We start from the raw sequence: 16,262 nt of genomic DNA on the forward strand, positions 1-16,262 counted from the left end.
CTTATCGGGCCGTCATACGATGGCCCGACACATCCCGTTGTGATTTCCCCCTGTGTCTGTCAGTGACGAATTGCTTAGAGTGGTGCATGCTATCCACCTGCTCCGGTAGGATTAACCGGTGAATTTAAAACAGAGGAACATCATGAAGAAAACAATTTTTGGCCTTGGCGCTCTACTGTTAGCGGGTTTGGTCAGCGGCTGTAATCAGATTGCTCAGTACAGCATCAGTGAACAGGAAATCAACCAGGCGCTGGTTAAACATAATAACTATGAAAAAAATATCGGCGTTGCCGGGCTGGCCGATGCACATATCACCCTGACCGATCTTACCAGTCAGATTGGTCGTGAAGAGCCGAACAAAATTACCCTGAGCGGTAAAGCCAATGTCAGTATTCGTTCGTTATTTGGCCCGCAGCAGGCAGAAATGATGCTAAAAATGAAAGCACAGCCGGTGTTTAACCAGAAGGAAGGTGCTATCTACCTGAAAGATATGGAGCTGGTGGACGTAACGGTAAAACCGGAAAAGATGGAAGGGATCCTGAAAACCCTGACCCCGTACCTCAATGAATCGCTGAAAAACTTCTTCAATGAGAAACCGGCCTATGTCTTAAGCACCGATCGCAGCAAAGCCGAGTCGCTGGCCAAGCGCTTTGCTAAGGGCCTGGAAGTAAAACCGGGCGAGCTGGTGATCCCTTTTACTGATTAACGACAGGCTGACAAACTGCCCCCCGGCGCCGGGGGGCGTATTGATAGCAATACACCACAGCGCGCCGGGCATTTAGTCGGTTATCTATTATTAGAGAAACATTACATCATTAATTACTACAAATAATAACGAGCTTACCCCACCTCTTCGTGATTAAATTACCCTCTATCAAATAACTTACAGTGTATATTCATCCAAAATATAATGGGTTAACCTCTTAATACTAAAAGGAAGGATTCTGTATGTATCAAGTTGATTATAATAGCTATCGCTCGATAAAAGCATTTAATCGCCGAGTCCGCTTTCTGATAATACATTATACCGCAGAGAATTTTAGCGATGCGGTGGCATCCCTTACTGGCAGCTCAGTCAGCACTCATTATCTTATTCCTGACCCAACGGATAAATCCTATATTTCCGCGGGCTTCAGGGATCTGCATATTTTCAATATGGTTGATGAAAACGATCGTGCATGGCATGCGGGCAGCAGCTACTGGGCGGGCAGGAACAACCTTAACGACACCTCGATTGGCATCGAAATCGTTAATCTCGCGACAGATAATGGCGGTATATTCACTTTCCCACCCTATAATTCCGGCCAGATAGAAGCGGTTACACAGCTGGCTCGTAATATTATCCAGCGCTATCCGGATATCTCGCCAGTCAATATCGTTGGTCATAGCGATATTGCACCAGGGCGTAAAAGTGACCCCGGTGCGAACTTCCCCTGGCAGGAACTTTATCATAACGGCGTGGGTGCCTGGTATGATGATGCCACAAGGCGAAAATATCAGGGAAATTTCAAATGTGCGCTTCCGGATAAAGAGGAAGTCTTACAGAAACTCAACCGCTATGGCTATGATATTTCAGGCGCAGCTTCGGATGAAGGGTATGTTGACTTAATTCGCACTTTCCAGCTTCACTTCAGACAAAGTAATTATGACGGCGCTCTTGATAGTGAAACGGCCGCCATCATTTATGCCCTGGTTGAAAAATATAACCCTGAGTGACTCCTGAAGGCCAAAACAATAAGTCCTGCCAGTGAACGCTGGCAGGATTCAGCGCGGAAGATAAAATAGCGAGTGCATTCCCTGTGCTTTATCCCTATGCTTAGTACCCGGCTAAACCTGACTTTTACCCTTCTGCCGGAGCTATTAGCATGACTGCACAGCCTCAACAATTGATTATTCGCCGCCCTGACGACTGGCACATCCATCTGCGTGATGGTGACATGCTGGAGGCCGTCGTGCCGTATACCAGTGAGGTCTGTGGCCGTGCCATTGTGATGCCAAATCTGGTGCCGCCGGTAACCAGCGTTGCCGCCGCCCGCGCCTACCGTGAACGTATTTTGGCTGCCGTTCCTGCCGGACATCGCTTTACCCCGCTGATGACCTGCTATCTTACCGATGGTCTGGATCCGGACGAGATCGAAACCGGCTTCACCGATGGCGTATTTAGCGCCGCCAAACTGTACCCTGCGCACGCCACCACCAATTCCGCCCACGGTGTTACCAGTATTGCGGCGATTGCATCAGTGCTGGAACGTATGCAAAAAATCGGCATGCCGCTGCTGATCCACGGTGAAGTCACCGATGCGCATATCGATATTTTTGACCGCGAGGCCCGCTTTATTGAAACGGTGCTGCACCCGCTGCGTCAGCAGTTCCCGGAACTGAAAGTGGTCTGTGAACATATCACCACAAAAGAAGCGGCCGCATACGTGCTGGAAGGCGATCGTTTCGTTGCCGCCACTATCACCCCGCAGCATCTGATGTTTAACCGTAATCACATGCTGGTTGGCGGTATTCGCCCGCATCTGTACTGCCTGCCTGTTCTGAAGCGCAATATCCACCAGCAGGCGCTGCGCGATGCGGTTGCCAGCGGCAACGAGCGTTTCTTCCTCGGCACTGATACTGCGCCGCATACCCGGGATCGTAAAGAGAACAGCTGCGGCTGTGCCGGAGTATTTAACGCCCCTTCGATGCTGGCAGCCTACGCTACGGTGTTTGAAGAAATTGGGGCGCTGGCGCACTTTGAAGCCTTCTGCTCAGAGAACGGCCCGCGCTTCTACGGACTGCCGCTTAATGAAGATACCGTAACGCTGGTGCGCCAGCCCTGGACTGTCGCTGAATCCGTACCGGTAGGTCACGACGGCCACACCCTGGTGCCGTTCCTTGCGGGCGAAACCCTGAACTGGCAGGTCGATACGCGTCACAAATAAAGTAGCAACTCCTTGAGCCAGAGTATTGCGCCCGGTTGAATTACTGTATATATTTACAGTAATTCAACCGGAGGCTATCATGCGTATTGAAGTCACTGTAGCAAAAACCACCTCTCTGCCTGCTGGCGCCATCGATGCGCTGACCCAGGAACTCAGTAAACGAATCGACAAACATTTTCCCGATGGCACCAATACCATTTCGGTACGCTACGCCGGAGCGAATAACCTGACGGTTATGGGCGGCGGCAAAGAAGCGAAAGATCAGATTAGCGATATTTTACAGGAAACCTGGGAAAGCGCTGACGACTGGTTTATATCCTGAATGGCAACCCTTCCTGTCGGTAACCTGAATTCGCATCGCTGAATGGAAGGAAATCCGCCACGGCGTGAGTCAATAAAACCAATACCGCCGCGTTAACTGGCTGTATAGCTATTAGCGATTTGCCATGGTATGTCATAACGATTTTGCTGTTCTTGCCGGGTACGCTATCCGGCTTTTTTATGCCTGCAACCTGTCGCAGAATGCCTGATAGACGAAGCGGGTTGAATATCCTATTCTGATGCTGAGATTAATTACTGAGGTTTTTCCTATGGCTGCCGATAATCCAGAAGAGGCAATGACGTTTGGCGAACTGCTGGCAATGATTGGTGAGCAGCAACGCCGTTTGACAGTATTAGAAAATGCCTTTTCCACGCTCTCTTTTTGTCTTGATGACAAAGCTAACCAACTGTTAATTCACAGTTTAAAGCTTGAAGGGCAGAACCAGAACTATGATGAACAGCTTCAGCGGCATTTCATCCGACTGGCCGGGGAACTGGAAAAACGCACGGGTGTACTCCCGGCAACACCGGAAGTACCTTAAATAGTACGCACGGTTGCATAGTGGGGCGTTCGTCAACCCAATTAGTCGTTAACGGGTAAATGAACCCCCTCTTCTTATGCTGAAATATGATACGTACTATCACGCCCAAAATAATGCTGCCACTCATCGGAAGATGATTATTTTTTCATCTACCGATGTTTAATTAGCACGCGAATAGCGTCTGATTTTAACGCAGACAAAATTTTAATCTGCGAACAAAAAAACTCCTGTTATAATTACAAAGCTCAAAGAAAAAAAAGCCGCATTGAACCTCGATAAATCACTTCGTTGTTATCATTCACGAGTAATCAGGGGGTTATAATGGACAGAAACAAAGAGGTTATCCAGACACATCCCCTCATCGGATGGGATATCAGTACCGTAGATAGCTATGATGCCATGATGATCCGTCTGCACTCGCTCTCTTCCGATCAGCAGCCCGCTGAAGATGCAGAAGTTGGTCAGACTTACTGGCTTACAACCGACGTTGCAAGGCAATTTATCTCCATCCTTGAAGCTGGCATTGCCAAAATAGAATCGACCGAATACCAGGATCGTGACTACAAAAAGCACTAATCTATCACTGAACTATGTTTCTCCAGGGCACCCCACAGGGTGCCTTTTTCATGCCTGCAATAATTTGGTATTCTGCTGTAATTGCTCGATTAACAGAGGCTGATACTGATGGTTTACGATTTAATTGTGGTTGGCAGCGGCTCTGTCGGCGCTGCTGCCGGTTGGTACGCTACTCAGGCTGGCCTGAAAGTTCTGATGATTGACAGACATCATCCACCGCACAGCGAAGGCAGCCATCATGGTGAAAGCCGCTTAATCCGCCATGCGTACGGTGAAGGTGCGCGCTATGTGCCGATGGTGCTGCGCGCCCAGCAGCTGTGGGATGAGCTGGAGCAGCAGAGCGGCGAGCGCGTCATGCAGCGCAGCGGGGTACTGAACCTTGCCCCTCATCACTCCGAATTTATTCAAAATGTGATTCAGAGTGCAGAGCAGTTTGCGCTGAATGTGCAGATCCTTAATGAAGAACAGATTCATCAACGCTGGCCGCAGATAACGGTACCAGACGGCTATATCGGCGTATTTGAACCACAGTCTGGCTTCCTTAAATCAGAGATTGCGGTAAAAAGCTGGATCCGCATGGCAAAGGATGCGGGCTGTGCCCAGCTGTTTAACTGCGGCGTCACCCGGATTGAGACAGAAGAAGGCTTGCAAGCGGTAACCACAGCGGATGGCGTTTATCGCGCACGCAAACTGCTGGTTAGCGCAGGTACCTGGGCAAAAACGCTCTATCCTTCCCTGCCAGTTACTCCGGTACGTAAAGTTTTCGCCTGGCATCAGGCTGATGGCCGCTACAGCACGGATAACAAATTCCCGGCGTTTACCGTCGAAATGCCGGACGGCATCCACTATTACGGCTTTCCTGCCGATAACAATGCCATCAAAATTGGTAAGCACGAAGGCGGGCAGCCGATTGACGCCCCTGAAGGGCGCAAACCTTTTGGCAGCGTAGCGGAGGACGGCAGCGAGCTGTTCAACTTTATGCGTACCTTCCTGCCGGGCGTTGGTGTTTGTCTGCGCGGAGAAGCCTGCACCTATGATAACTCCCCGGATGAAGACTTTATTATTGATACCTTCCCGGACGAACCCAATCGAATGGTGATCACCGGGTTAAGCGGCCACGGCTTTAAATTCGCCAGCGTCCTCGGTGAGATAGCCGCACAGTTCGCTCAGGGGAAAACCAGCGAGTTTGATTTAACCCCGTTTGCATTAACGCGCTTTTAATCTCCGGCATAAAAAAAGGCTCACACTGTGAGCCTTTTTCGTTACGGCCTGCTGAGTTACTTCCCGGCTGGTGCCGGTTTTTTCCCGCGTAAACGCAGCTTATCTACCAGGCGCTGCGCTTCTGCGCGGCTGCCTACTGAAGGTGCCGACCCACGCAGCGGCTTACGGGCGGTTTCACGCAGGGTAAAGACGGTGATCACACCAATGACCCCTGCCCCCATCAGATAGTAAGCAGGCATCAGCAGATTACCTGTTTTCTCCACCAGCCAGGTGGTAATCAGCGGCGTGGTGCCACCAAACAGCGATACCGACAGGTTAAAACCGATTGCCAGCGCACTGTAGCGGATATCGGTTGAAAACAGCGCCGGTAAAGTCGCTGGCATCGAACCACTGAAACAGGTATGGATAACACCAAGAATAATCAGGCCAAGGAAGACCAGCCACAGGTTTCCGGTGCCAATCAGCATCATGCAAGGAACCGCCAGCACAATCAGCGCGATCGCCCCGCCCCAGATCACCGGACGGCGTCCCAGGCGGTCATTCCAGTGGCCCCAGAATAACGTTAGCGGCATCATCACAAACATCACTACCATAATCAGCAGCAGCGAACTCAGCTCGCTCAGACCAAGGATACCGGTGAGGTAGCTGGGCATATATGAGGTCATCATATAGTTTGAGACGTTAAACAGCAGCACCAGGCCTATGCACTTGAGCATCGCGGCGCGATACTTTTTCAGCATCTCCCACAGAGTCAGACGTGGTTTACTGTGTTCCAACTCCTCCTGCTTCTCCATATGCTTCTGAAAAGCCGGGGTCTCTTCCAGCTTAAGACGGATATAGAGGCCGAACAGCCCTAAAGGCGCGGCAATAAAGAAGGGAATGCGCCATCCCCAGTCCAGCAGTGCCTGCTCCGGCATCGCCGCCGTCAGCCCGGTCACCAGCCCCGCGCCCAGCAGATAGCCGCCGAGCGTACCAAATTCCAGCCAGCTTCCCATAAAACCACGGCGCTTATCGGTAGAGTACTCGGCGATAAACGTCGCCGCCCCGCCATATTCACCGCCGGTGGAAAAGCCCTGTAACAGACGCGCCAGCAACAGCAGTACCGGAGCCATAATCCCGATGGTGTTATAGCCGGGAATCAATCCGATACAGAAGGTGCCGATCGACATCATAATCATTGTCAGGGCCAGCACTTTCTGACGGCCAATGCGGTCGCCCAGCGGGCCGAATACCAGTCCACCTACCGGCCGCACCAGGAAGGCTGCGGCAAAAGCCCCGAAGGTTGCCAGCAGCTGTGCAGCCGGGCTACCGCCGGGGAAGAAGACTTTACCAATGGTCACGGCAAGAAAGCTGTAAACGCCAAAATCGAACCACTCCATGGCGTTCCCAAGAGCCGCTGCGCCAACCGCACGCTTCAGCATCGCTTTATCGACGATAGTGATATCGTCAACGCTCAACGCCGGCTTGGCGGCTTTATCTTTATTCCAGAAATGCTTTTTTCGAGGCTGTTGCCCCTCTGATGATGTATCCATTGCATGCTCCCGATGTTGCAGTAAGTGAGCAGCCTTATAGCTTTCGTCGCTTAACAGATAATTGAAAAACAGCAAAGAGGAAGAAAGCTATAACGCAGCGAATTAAGAATGGTAATTAACGGTAAATCTTATAGTACGCTCTACTGACACTCCTTTACGGTAGACAAAACTCCGCATAATATCAAGTTAAGCGCACTATTCTCTGCTTCAGGGGGGTAAGCTTAAGGTCATGCATCGCTAAAGCAGGGGATTGCGAAACTCCTGTCTGCAATGAGTGATAGTCACCCAGGGCAATGCATTAATCCTGGTAACGATTTCCGTGACAGCGATATTGACATAATGTGACAATATATTGACAATACCTTAATTAAGCAGCAAAAAATCCGAACGTAACCTCTCGCTCTCGCTCTCATCAACACGCCATATACACTCATGTTTTTTATGTAAACAGGTAATAGCCTTCTGAATTACTGCGCATAACAGCAGATATCCATCAAAATATTTCACAAAATTAACAAAATCATAAATCAGTAAAACTATTTGTTGATTTTGACCTTACACAAGGCCAGTCTTATCTAAAATTCTTGTTCACGGGTCTTACTATGCAGTGGAAAAATAGCGTTTCTCGTTATGGCTCAATCAGCATTGTGCTGCACTGGCTGGTGGCGGGTACCGTTTACGGTATGTTCGCGCTCGGTCTGTGGATGGTGACCCAGGGATATTATGATACCTGGTACCACAAGGCACCTGAGCTGCACAAAAGTATCGGCATGGTTCTGTTTGCAGTCATGCTGGTACGCGTGGTGTGGCGCTTTGTTTCGCCTCCGCCCAAACCCCTCAGCAGTTATACGCCGCTGGTGCGCTACAGCGCTGTTATTGCGCACCTCCTTCTCTACGGCATTCTGTTCGCTATTTTAATCAGCGGCTATCTCATCTCGACGGCTGAAGGTAAACCGATTGAGGTGTTTGGCGTTCTGCCGGTTCCCGCCCTCTTTAGCGGGCTGGGTGAGCAGGCAGATCTGGCCGGTGATATCCATCTCTGGCTGGCATGGAGCGTGGTGATCCTCTCCGCTATCCATGCGCTGGCCGCACTTAAGCACCACTTTATCGATCGCGATATTACGTTGAAAAGGATGCTGGGACACCGCATCGACTAAATCATAAGAATGGAGAACACCATGCTGAAAAAAAGTATTCTGGGTTTAACCACTGCCGCTCTGCTGATGACGGCAGGAACTGCCAGCGCTGCTGATTATAAAATTGATAAGGAAGGGCAACACGCTTTTGTCCAGTTCCGCATTAAGCATCTGGGCTACAGCTGGCTGTACGGTACCTTTAAAGATTTCGATGGTAGCTTTACCTTTGATGAGGCCGATCCGGCTAAAGATAAAGTGAATGTGACGATCAATACCGGCAGTGTGGATACCAACCACGCAGAGCGTGATAAACACCTGCGCAGCGCCGACTTCCTGAATGCCAGCAAATTCCCACAGGCAACGTTTGTATCGACAGGCGTCGAAAAACAGGGTGAAGGGCTGGCAGTAACCGGTAACCTTACGCTGAACGGCGTGACTAAACCGGTGAAACTGGCGGCGAAGCTGACCGGCGAAGGGAAAGATCCGTGGGGCGGTTACCGTGCGGGCTTTGAAGCCACCGGCACAATCGCACTGAAAGATTTCAAGATTAAATCAGATTTAGGCCCGGCATCTCAGGATGTAGAGCTGATCATTTCTGTAGAAGGCGTGCGCCAGTAACGCTAACAGCTGGCCTCTGACCGGAACATCGCCCGGTGAGAGGCCGAAAAGCACAGGCTTATTCTTCAGGAGAAGGAATATGCATTGTGGTACTCAACAGGCCACGGGACTTGTTGAAAATCTTATTACCATTCTCACGACCCGCCCTGCGGGCACGCTGTTCCTCTGGCGGTAACGCCAGCTCTTCCATGCAGATCGGGCTACAGCAGTGATTGAATTTCTCAGCGCAGGCCGGACACTGAATAAACAGCAGATGGCAGCCATCATTCAGGCAGTTAACGTGGGTGTCGCAAGGTTCACCGCACTGATGGCAGTTAGCGATCACATCTTCGGAAATACGCTCCCCCATACGCTCATCAAAGACAAAGTTTTTGCCTTTAAAACGTACTGGTAGCCCCTGCTCGCGGGCACGGCGGGCATACTCAATAATTCCGCCTTCAATGTGATACACATTTTCATAGCCGTTGTGGCGCATCCAGGCGCTGGCTTTTTCACAGCGGATACCGCCGGTGCAGTACATAACAATTTTTTTGTCTTTGTCCTGCTGCAACATATCAACAGCCATGGGCAGCTGGTCACGGAAGGTATCAGCCGGGATCTCCAGCGCATTATCAAAATGGCCCACTTCATATTCATAGTGGTTACGCATATCAACAAACACCGCCTGCGGATCGTCCAGCATGGCGTTCACTTCCGCTGCTTTCAGATAGTCACCTACATCGCTGGCATCAAAGGTGTCATCCGTAATACCGTCAGCCACAATGCGCTCGCGGACTTTAAGACGCAGTACCCAGAAGGATTTACCGTCATCATCCAGCGCAATATTCATACGCAGATTATTCAGCGCCGGGTGGAAATCATACAGCGCCGCTTTCATCTGCTCATACTGACTGGCCGGAACGCTGACCTGCGCGTTAATGCCTTCAGCCGCCACATACACGCGGCCAAATACTTTCAGCTTTGTCAGCGTGAGATACAGGGCATCGCGAAACGCGCGCGGATTTTCAATGGTGAAATACTTATAAAAAGAGACTGTGGTGCGCGGCTCAGTTTCAGCCAGCATGCGTGCCTTCAGCTCTTCATTGGAAACAAGGTTATGTAACACTGGCATGGTGTACGTTCCTGCGTTCAAGGAGAGAAAAAATTTCGGCGTCATAATACCCGAGCTGCCAGGCATTGTCCTTAGCGGATATATTTTTTCTGTACACATGTACCGCCGAAAACTTCGACTACACTATGAAAAATGGCACAATAGGCCATAACTAAAATTTTAACCACATCATAATATTCCCTTTTTTTACTATCTGGATTCTCATGACCCAACTGCCTCAATTCAATCGCGCCTTGTTGCACCCACGTTATTGGTTTATCTGGTTGGGTATTATCCTGCTTTATCTGTTGGTTTTATTACCCTATCCGCTGCTTTATTTTATTGGCTGCGGTCTTGGCAGAGTGTCGATGCGCCTGCTTAAATCCAGGGTGAGTATCGCCAGACGTAATCTGGAACTCTGTTTCCCGCAGATGCCCACCGCTGAACGAGAAGCGATGCTGACGCGTAACTTTGAGTCTCTCGGCATGGGGCTTATTGAAACCGGTATGGCCTGGTTCTGGCCGGACTGGCGCATCAAAAAATGGTTCAAAGTGAGCGGGCTGGAGCATATATCGCAGGCGGCCACCGATGGAAAAGGGGTGCTGCTGATTGGTATTCACTTTTTGACGCTGGAACTGGGCGCGCGTATTTTCGGAATTTATAACCCAGGTATTGGCGTTTACCGGCCTAACGATAACCCCTTAATCGACTGGCTCCAGACATGGGGTCGCATGCGTTCCAATAAAAGCATGCTGGATCGCAGAGATCTCAAAGGGATGATCCGCGCGCTGAAAAGAGGTGAAATCATCTGGTATGCACCCGACCATGATTACGGCCCGAGAAGCAGCGTGTTTGTTCCGCTATTTGCCGTTGAGCAGGCCGCCACAACCAAGGGCAGCTATCTGCTGATCCGCAGTGGCAATCCTGCGGTGATCCCCTTTGTGCCGCGCCGCCTGCCCTCTGGCAAGGGATATGAAATGGTCATCCTCCCGGAGCAGACCGCCATTCCGCTGGATAATGAACACGCAACCGCTGCGCGGATGAATCAGATTATTGAAAACTGCGTGTTAATGGCCCCAGATCAGTATATGTGGTTACACCGGCGCTTTAAAACCCGCCCCGACGGGCAGCCCTCGCTCTACTGATTTTACAACTGGCCGGACATCCGGCCAGTTTCAATATTTGAAACGGTTTTTCATTTTTTTTGATCGCACGTCGGTTGGGTTGTCGAATAAAAGCGTATACTTGATGAGCTAATAGTTTATGAGGTAACTGTTTATTCTATGTCGATGCCCGATGCCCCCGCCGCCATTAACTGGCGAAGAAATCTTTTTGTCACCTGGGTTGGTTGTTTTCTGACCGGTGCAGGTTTCAGTCTGGTGATGCCCTTTCTCCCGCTTTACGTTGAGCAACTCGGTATAACCGACCCGCAGGCGCTTAATCTCTGGTCAGGACTGGTGTTCAGCATTACGTTCCTCTTTTCCGCTATAGCCTCCCCTTTCTGGGGCGGACTGGCCGATCGTAAAGGGCGTAAAATTATGCTGCTGCGCTCGGCGCTGGGAATGGCGATTGTGATGATGCTGATGGGTATGGCAACCTCTATCTGGCAATTTCTGGCGCTGCGGGCCTTGCTGGGGCTGCTCGGAGGCTTTGTGCCCAACGCCAATGCGCTTATTGCCACTCAGGTTCCGCGTGGTAAAACCGGATGGGCGATGGGCTGGCTCTCTACGGGTGCCGTCAGCGGTGCGCTGATAGGCCCGCTGATTGGCGGCCTGCTGGCCGACAGCTTCGGCCTGCGTCCGGTGTTCTTTATCACTGCCGGAGTGCTGTTTATCTGCTTTATGATGACGCTATTCTGCGTACGCGAGAGCTTTATTCCGGTTCAGAAAAAAGACATGTTGCACGCCCGCCAGGTGCTGGCCTCCCTGAGAAATCCACGCCTGGTGCTGGCGCTATTTGTCACTACGCTGATCATTCAGGTCGCTACCGGATCCATCGCTCCCATCCTCACGCTCTACGTACGAGAGCTGGCAGGACATGTCTCTAACCTGGCATTTATCAGCGGCATGATCGCTTCGGTACCCGGGGTGGCGGCGCTGCTGAGTGCCCCGCGCCTTGGCAAACTGGGCGACCGCATCGGGCCGGAACGCATTTTAATTACCATGCTGATACTCTCTGTGCTGCTGCTGATTCCGATGGCGTTTGTACAGAACGTCTGGCAGCTGGGAATACTGCGCTTCCTGCTGGGTGCCGCCGACGGTGCACTCTTACCCGCCGTACAATCCCTGCTGGTTTATAACGCCAGCAACAAGGTAGCCGGGCGTGTATTCAGCTATAACCAGTCGTTTCGCGATATCGGCAATGTCACCGGGCCTCTGATGGGGGCCACGGTATCGGCCCACTTCGGCTTCCGCGCGGTATTTGTGGTCACCGCCTGCATTGTGCTGTTTAACGTGCTGTATACCTGGATCACTCTGCGCAACCGCTCCGAACTGATGGTAGTGCGGGAAGAGTAGCGCCCTCAGATAAGGGTAATTTGCAGTTTATTTAACAGCTGACACAGCTCTTCATCGGGCCTTTCATCTACCACCAGAGTGCTGGCCAGTGACAGTTCGCCAATCACAAATGCCGATGCAGAGTTCAGTTTTTCCTGAGAAACCAGCACCACAGTTTCCGCTGCCCGCTCTGCCAGCGCCCGTTTCACGCAGGCCTCCTCATAGTTGCCCGTGGTAAGACCGGCACTTTTGTGCACACCCGTGACGCCCATAAAAAACAGATCCGCATTGATACGGCGGATCCCCTCGATCATCGCAGCGCCAGTCGTCACCACCGAATGTTTGTAGAGCTGTCCGCCGATAATAATGACGTCTATCAACGGATAATCCACCAGAGCAACGGCGATACCGGGGCTGTGCGTGACCACCGTAAACGCCAGATTTCGCGGCAGCAGGTAAACCATCTCAGCTGTGGTGGTACCACCGTCAATCATTACCACCTGCCCTTCCTGAATCAGCCCGACTGCTTTTTCGGCAACCCGACGTTTTGACTCTATCTGCACGCTTTTACGCGTTTCGAATGGCGCAATGGCGGCAGAAACCGGCAGCGCGCCACCGTGTACCCGCTGTAACAGCCCTTCTGCCGCCAGCTCTCTTAAATCCCGCCGGATGGAGTCTTCTGACACGGAAAAATGCTGACTCAACTCACGTGAAAGTACCTGTTTCTCACGTGCAAGCATGGCCAGAATCTGCTGTTTACGTTGACTGGAAAGCATCATTGTCCTCTTTCACAATTGATCTTGATATTGCACGATTATGCATGATAGCGTGTTTCAGGTCACCTAAATAAGGGCAAAAACATGCACAACCGTGTACGTAACATTCGTGAGCAGCTGCTCTCAGATAACTGGTATACCCTGAAAAAATACACCTTTGAACTGTTGCGCCGCGACGGCAGCTGGCAGGAGCAGAGCCGGGAATCTTACGATCGCGGCAATGGCGCGGTGGTGCTGCTTTATCACAAAAGCCGGCAAACCGTAGTGCTGACCCGACAGTTTCGCTTTCCCATTTTTATTAACGGTCATAACGGTTTTTTGATTGAAGCAACGGCTGGCCTGCTGGACAACGCCTCCCCTGAAGAGCGCATTATTGCGGAAGCAGAAGAAGAAACCGGTTTTCGCATCACTCACATTGAGAAAGTATTCGAATCCTATATGAGCCCGGGTTCAGTAACCGAAAAACTCTTCTTTTTTATTGCTGAATACTCTGATGACGATCGTTATGGCAACGGCGGCGGTGTGGCTGCCGAGGGTGAGGATATTGAAGTGATCGAGTGGCCTTTTTCCCGTGCACTGGAGGCCATCCGCAGTGGCGAAATTATGGATGCCAAAACCATTATGCTGATACAGCATCTGGCACTTAATCATTTCTTCCAGGGGAACGAAGAGAGAGAGTAAACCCGGGGTCTGCGCGGGGCAATAAGTGCGCCGCGCTATACCCTCAAAAGGAAATATCCGCAGACAGGCCACCGATAAGCGCGTCATTCACCTGCCGCACGGCACCCGGTTTAGTCACCACCTGGAGGCTTGGCCGCAAGTTCAGCCAGCGCGTGGCCTTAACATTATAGTAAAGCTCGTAGTTCCACTCAGAACCCTGTTGCAGCGGCAAGTAAGATGGATCGTCATAGCTGCTGACGTCGTTGGCCGCGTTCTGGTCTCTGCGCATTTTGTTGTAGTCATTGTTAACATGAATTCGCGCCATACCAATGCCGATTTCATCACCCGGACGCGAATCAAACGGCCCTTTCCAGACCAGCGCCAGCGACTGATAGTTGTCCAGTTTTGCCGTACGGTGATCGTTCATAACATACTGGAAGCTGACGCTCAGGCCGCGGGTATTATCACCTTTCATTGCGAACAGCTGCTGTTCGGCCATCAGATAACCGCCGTAAGCATGGCGTTGATGATGATAAGCGCCATCCTTCCATGAGTGATAATCACCGCCCTTAACGGAGCTGTAATACATCCCCAGCCGGTAATTCCCCAGCAGTTTGTCCTGCCCCAGACGCGGCTGCCAGCCAAGCTCCACCGGAATGAGGTTACCCAGACCGTGGCCCATATCAAAACGGAACCCGTTAGCTTTTTGGAAGTTAGCGCGGTTTTGGTTATAGACACCCACCTGGAAATAGACATGCTGAGGCAGATTAAGTTTAAACCGCCCGCCCCACTGGGATATCGGGCCATCGTACCAGCGGTCATTGCGCCAGTGGCCAGGCTGCCCGCCACCCATCGCCCAGTTTTCGAACATACCGACGCCGGAAGTAGCAAAATCTTCGTTGGTGGTAAGACGCCCCAGTTTCACCTCCAGCCAGTTATTAAACAGCTTTTGATTAATCCAGAACTGGGTCAGACGTAAATAGTCACCGCGTGCCGAAATGCCTTGCAGGTTAGATAATCCGCCAGCGCGAGGATCGTTAATGTAGGGTGTTAAATCCTTACCACTGCGGTTGTTCAGCGTGGCCTGAAATTCAGCGCCCTTCCAGTTGAGCAGCTTTTCGAGGTCAATCGTACTGCCAAACACCCACTGATCGGCATAGCGCATGGTGGTGCTGGAACGATAACCCCCCGCGAGGTTTGCGGCCGACTCCATATTATAGTCAATCTGGAATTTTACCCCTTCGTCTGCCAGATGCTTACGATATCCTCCCCAGTCGCCGAGCAACCATGGGGAGTCAGGGTCAAAAGGGGCAGCGCCAGCAAGCGCAGGGGAAACAAGAAAAGCAAAGCTGAACGAAATAAAGGTCAGGCACGTTTTAAGCGAGGTTCTGTAATTTATAGCCATGTTACGGATCCTGAAACATGTGGTTAGCAGCGAGGCAAACCGCCTCAGCCGGGGCAAATCATTTACCCGGCGCTAATTAATCATATTCCTGGAGCGAAGCCTTTTTGAAAACGTGCGGAGCGAGCGCGGATCGCACGAGTGATACCCATAAATTTTCTCTGCAGCGACCTTGCATCCTGCCGTATAGCGACAACAATTAACTTTTACCAAAACAACCAGGAAGAAGCGAATGAACCTGTATGCCACACTGGAAGAAGCCATTGATATGGCTCGCGAAGAGTACCTTGCCGCCAACCCGGAGGTAGACGAAGAAGATGCTGTAGTGAACCAGTTCAATCTGCAAAAATATGTGATGCAGGATGGGGACATTATGTGGCAGGCGGAGTTTCTCACCGATGACGGTGACGAAGGTGAGATTCTGGCAGTTCGCAGCGGTGAAGCTGCTCAGGCCATCTTTGAAGGTGATTTTGACGAGATGGAACTGCGCAACGAATGGTTACCGGAAAACACCCTGCACGAATGGGATGAAGGGGAATTCCAGCTTGAGCCTCCTGCCGACAGCGAAGAGGCAGAAGCAGCAGCGGAAGAGTGGGAAGATAATAATACCGATGCGGATAACCGCGCCTGAGGATCGGTACCGTTATTCGTACGGACCGTGGCTGGCGTCGACAGGCAGTAGTAGCGTATCCACCACCAGCGACAGCGGCAGGTCGATAATCGTTATAAAGCGCCAGGCGGTATCGCGTACATCCCACTGCACACCGGGATAATATTGATTGCCGTGCCCCTGTCCGGGCACGGCTCGGCTAATAATACTGCCGCAGCCGCTCAGTACCAGCACACTTACCGCTAACATCACACCGCGTAAAAACATTATCACCACGTTATTCCCGAATAAAAAGCGCACTATTTTACCGTCTGCCGGATGCAGCACCATAGCATTGAATGCAAAAAAAACGTAAA

At 51.3% G+C, this 16,262-nt stretch carries 18 protein-coding genes; 13 read left to right on the plus strand and 5 right to left on the minus strand.

Features of this window, described 5'->3' with window-relative positions; genetic code table 11:
* The first annotated feature begins 142 nt into the window (after positions 1-142).
* From GN242_RS12755 to solA, 7 genes are all read left to right on the plus strand, one after another.
* The gene (locus tag GN242_RS12755; RefSeq protein ID WP_156287602.1) at positions 143-706 is read left to right on the plus strand and encodes a lipoprotein; all 564 of its coding nucleotides are present in this window, start codon (positions 143-145) and stop codon (positions 704-706) included.
* Between the two features lie 242 nt (positions 707-948).
* Positions 949-1,716: an N-acetylmuramoyl-L-alanine amidase gene (locus GN242_RS12760; RefSeq protein ID WP_154750742.1), complete on the plus strand. Its 768-nt coding sequence runs from the start codon at positions 949-951 to the stop codon at positions 1,714-1,716.
* 149 nt (positions 1,717-1,865) lie between these two features.
* A complete protein-coding gene (gene pyrC, locus GN242_RS12765; protein WP_154750741.1) occupies positions 1,866-2,927 on the plus strand; it encodes a dihydroorotase in 1,062 nt (353 codons plus the stop codon).
* A gap of 79 nt (positions 2,928-3,006) precedes the next feature.
* Positions 3,007-3,249, plus strand: a complete 243-nt coding sequence (dinI, locus tag GN242_RS12770) for a DNA damage-inducible protein I (protein ID WP_154750740.1) — start codon at positions 3,007-3,009, stop codon at positions 3,247-3,249.
* A gap of 268 nt (positions 3,250-3,517) precedes the next feature.
* On the plus strand, positions 3,518-3,790 hold the full coding sequence (locus GN242_RS12775) for a hypothetical protein (protein ID WP_154750739.1): 273 nt from the start codon (positions 3,518-3,520) through the stop codon (positions 3,788-3,790).
* Between the two features lie 321 nt (positions 3,791-4,111).
* Positions 4,112-4,366, plus strand: coding sequence for a biofilm formation regulator BssS (bssS, locus tag GN242_RS12780; protein ID WP_154750738.1), 255 nt, complete (start codon positions 4,112-4,114; stop codon positions 4,364-4,366).
* 108 nt (positions 4,367-4,474) lie between these two features.
* Positions 4,475-5,587: an N-methyl-L-tryptophan oxidase gene (solA, locus tag GN242_RS12785; protein WP_154750737.1), complete on the plus strand. Its 1,113-nt coding sequence runs from the start codon at positions 4,475-4,477 to the stop codon at positions 5,585-5,587.
* Positions 5,588-5,643: 56 nt separating this feature from the next.
* Here the strand turns inward: solA and proP are convergent, their stop codons facing one another.
* Complete coding sequence (proP, locus tag GN242_RS12790) at positions 5,644-7,119, minus strand: glycine betaine/L-proline transporter ProP (RefSeq protein WP_154750736.1); 1,476 nt, start codon at positions 7,117-7,119, stop codon at positions 5,644-5,646.
* Positions 7,120-7,721: 602 nt separating this feature from the next.
* Here proP and GN242_RS12795 point away from each other — a divergent pair.
* Together GN242_RS12795 and GN242_RS12800 are read left to right on the plus strand one after the other, a co-directional pair.
* Positions 7,722-8,276, plus strand: a complete 555-nt coding sequence (locus GN242_RS12795; protein ID WP_154750735.1) for a cytochrome b — start codon at positions 7,722-7,724, stop codon at positions 8,274-8,276.
* 21 nt (positions 8,277-8,297) lie between these two features.
* Positions 8,298-8,873, plus strand: coding sequence for a YceI family protein (locus GN242_RS12800; RefSeq protein ID WP_154750734.1), 576 nt, complete (start codon positions 8,298-8,300; stop codon positions 8,871-8,873).
* Between the two features lie 58 nt (positions 8,874-8,931).
* Here GN242_RS12800 and trhO read toward each other — a convergent pair whose 3' ends face one another.
* Positions 8,932-9,984, minus strand: coding sequence for an oxygen-dependent tRNA uridine(34) hydroxylase TrhO (gene trhO, locus GN242_RS12805; RefSeq protein WP_154750733.1), 1,053 nt, complete (start codon positions 9,982-9,984; stop codon positions 8,932-8,934).
* A gap of 203 nt (positions 9,985-10,187) precedes the next feature.
* Between trhO and GN242_RS12810 the strand changes: the two genes are divergently transcribed.
* Both GN242_RS12810 and mdtG read left to right on the plus strand, forming a co-directional pair.
* The gene (locus GN242_RS12810; RefSeq protein ID WP_154750732.1) at positions 10,188-11,108 is read left to right on the plus strand and encodes a Kdo(2)-lipid IV(A) acyltransferase; all 921 of its coding nucleotides are present in this window, start codon (positions 10,188-10,190) and stop codon (positions 11,106-11,108) included.
* A gap of 138 nt (positions 11,109-11,246) precedes the next feature.
* Entirely contained in the window at positions 11,247-12,479 is a 1,233-nt protein-coding gene (gene mdtG / locus GN242_RS12815) for a multidrug efflux MFS transporter MdtG (RefSeq protein ID WP_374189811.1), read from the plus strand.
* Positions 12,480-12,484: 5 nt separating this feature from the next.
* On the opposite strand, the gene GN242_RS12820 is transcribed toward mdtG, so the two are convergent.
* Positions 12,485-13,234 carry a DeoR/GlpR family DNA-binding transcription regulator gene (locus GN242_RS12820; RefSeq protein ID WP_154751766.1) on the minus strand — a complete coding sequence of 250 codons (750 nt, stop codon included), beginning with the start codon at positions 13,232-13,234 and terminating at the stop codon, positions 12,485-12,487.
* A gap of 84 nt (positions 13,235-13,318) precedes the next feature.
* On the opposite strand from GN242_RS12820, the gene GN242_RS12825 reads away from it, so the two are divergent.
* On the plus strand, positions 13,319-13,915 hold the full coding sequence (locus GN242_RS12825) for an NUDIX hydrolase (protein ID WP_156287603.1): 597 nt from the start codon (positions 13,319-13,321) through the stop codon (positions 13,913-13,915).
* A 43-nt stretch (positions 13,916-13,958) separates the two neighbouring features.
* Here the strand turns inward: GN242_RS12825 and GN242_RS12830 are convergent, their stop codons facing one another.
* On the minus strand, positions 13,959-15,299 hold the full coding sequence (locus GN242_RS12830) for a carbohydrate porin (protein WP_156287604.1): 1,341 nt from the start codon (positions 15,297-15,299) through the stop codon (positions 13,959-13,961).
* 229 nt (positions 15,300-15,528) lie between these two features.
* On the opposite strand from GN242_RS12830, the gene GN242_RS12835 reads away from it, so the two are divergent.
* Positions 15,529-15,927, plus strand: a complete 399-nt coding sequence (locus GN242_RS12835) for a MysB family protein (protein WP_154750729.1) — start codon at positions 15,529-15,531, stop codon at positions 15,925-15,927.
* A 12-nt stretch (positions 15,928-15,939) separates the two neighbouring features.
* Here the strand turns inward: GN242_RS12835 and GN242_RS12840 are convergent, their stop codons facing one another.
* Positions 15,940-16,173, minus strand: coding sequence for a YceK/YidQ family lipoprotein (locus GN242_RS12840; RefSeq protein ID WP_195918335.1), 234 nt, complete (start codon positions 16,171-16,173; stop codon positions 15,940-15,942).
* Between the last annotated feature and the right edge of the window lie 89 nt (positions 16,174-16,262).

The organism is Erwinia sorbitola (assembly GCF_009738185.1).
GTDB classification, from domain to species: Bacteria; Pseudomonadota; Gammaproteobacteria; order Enterobacterales; family Enterobacteriaceae; genus Erwinia; species Erwinia sorbitola.

Bases quoted from the DNA above. Each gene is read 5' to 3' on its own strand.
- dinI (WP_154750740.1), top strand. From the start codon at position 3,007: ATGCGTATTGAAGTCACTGTAGCAAAAACCACCTCTCTGCCTGCTGGC.
- GN242_RS12825 (WP_156287603.1), top strand. From the start codon at position 13,319: ATGCACAACCGTGTACGTAACATTCGTGAGCAGCTGCTCTCAGATAAC.
- GN242_RS12800 (WP_154750734.1), top strand. From the start codon at position 8,298: ATGCTGAAAAAAAGTATTCTGGGTTTAACCACTGCCGCTCTGCTGATG.
- GN242_RS12810 (WP_154750732.1), top strand. From the start codon at position 10,188: ATGACCCAACTGCCTCAATTCAATCGCGCCTTGTTGCACCCACGTTAT.
- trhO (WP_154750733.1), bottom strand. From the start codon at position 9,984: ATGCCAGTGTTACATAACCTTGTTTCCAATGAAGAGCTGAAGGCACGC.
- bssS (WP_154750738.1), top strand. From the start codon at position 4,112: ATGGACAGAAACAAAGAGGTTATCCAGACACATCCCCTCATCGGATGG.
- GN242_RS12820 (WP_154751766.1), bottom strand. From the start codon at position 13,234: ATGCTTTCCAGTCAACGTAAACAGCAGATTCTGGCCATGCTTGCACGT.
- GN242_RS12775 (WP_154750739.1), top strand. From the start codon at position 3,518: ATGGCTGCCGATAATCCAGAAGAGGCAATGACGTTTGGCGAACTGCTG.
- solA (WP_154750737.1), top strand. From the start codon at position 4,475: ATGGTTTACGATTTAATTGTGGTTGGCAGCGGCTCTGTCGGCGCTGCT.
- GN242_RS12840 (WP_195918335.1), bottom strand. From the start codon at position 16,173: ATGTTTTTACGCGGTGTGATGTTAGCGGTAAGTGTGCTGGTACTGAGC.
- GN242_RS12755 (WP_156287602.1), top strand. From the start codon at position 143: ATGAAGAAAACAATTTTTGGCCTTGGCGCTCTACTGTTAGCGGGTTTG.
- GN242_RS12795 (WP_154750735.1), top strand. From the start codon at position 7,722: ATGCAGTGGAAAAATAGCGTTTCTCGTTATGGCTCAATCAGCATTGTG.
- proP (WP_154750736.1), bottom strand. From the start codon at position 7,119: ATGGATACATCATCAGAGGGGCAACAGCCTCGAAAAAAGCATTTCTGG.
- GN242_RS12830 (WP_156287604.1), bottom strand. From the start codon at position 15,299: ATGGCTATAAATTACAGAACCTCGCTTAAAACGTGCCTGACCTTTATT.
- pyrC (WP_154750741.1), top strand. From the start codon at position 1,866: ATGACTGCACAGCCTCAACAATTGATTATTCGCCGCCCTGACGACTGG.
- GN242_RS12835 (WP_154750729.1), top strand. From the start codon at position 15,529: ATGAACCTGTATGCCACACTGGAAGAAGCCATTGATATGGCTCGCGAA.
- mdtG (WP_374189811.1), top strand. From the start codon at position 11,247: ATGTCGATGCCCGATGCCCCCGCCGCCATTAACTGGCGAAGAAATCTT.
- GN242_RS12760 (WP_154750742.1), top strand. From the start codon at position 949: ATGTATCAAGTTGATTATAATAGCTATCGCTCGATAAAAGCATTTAAT.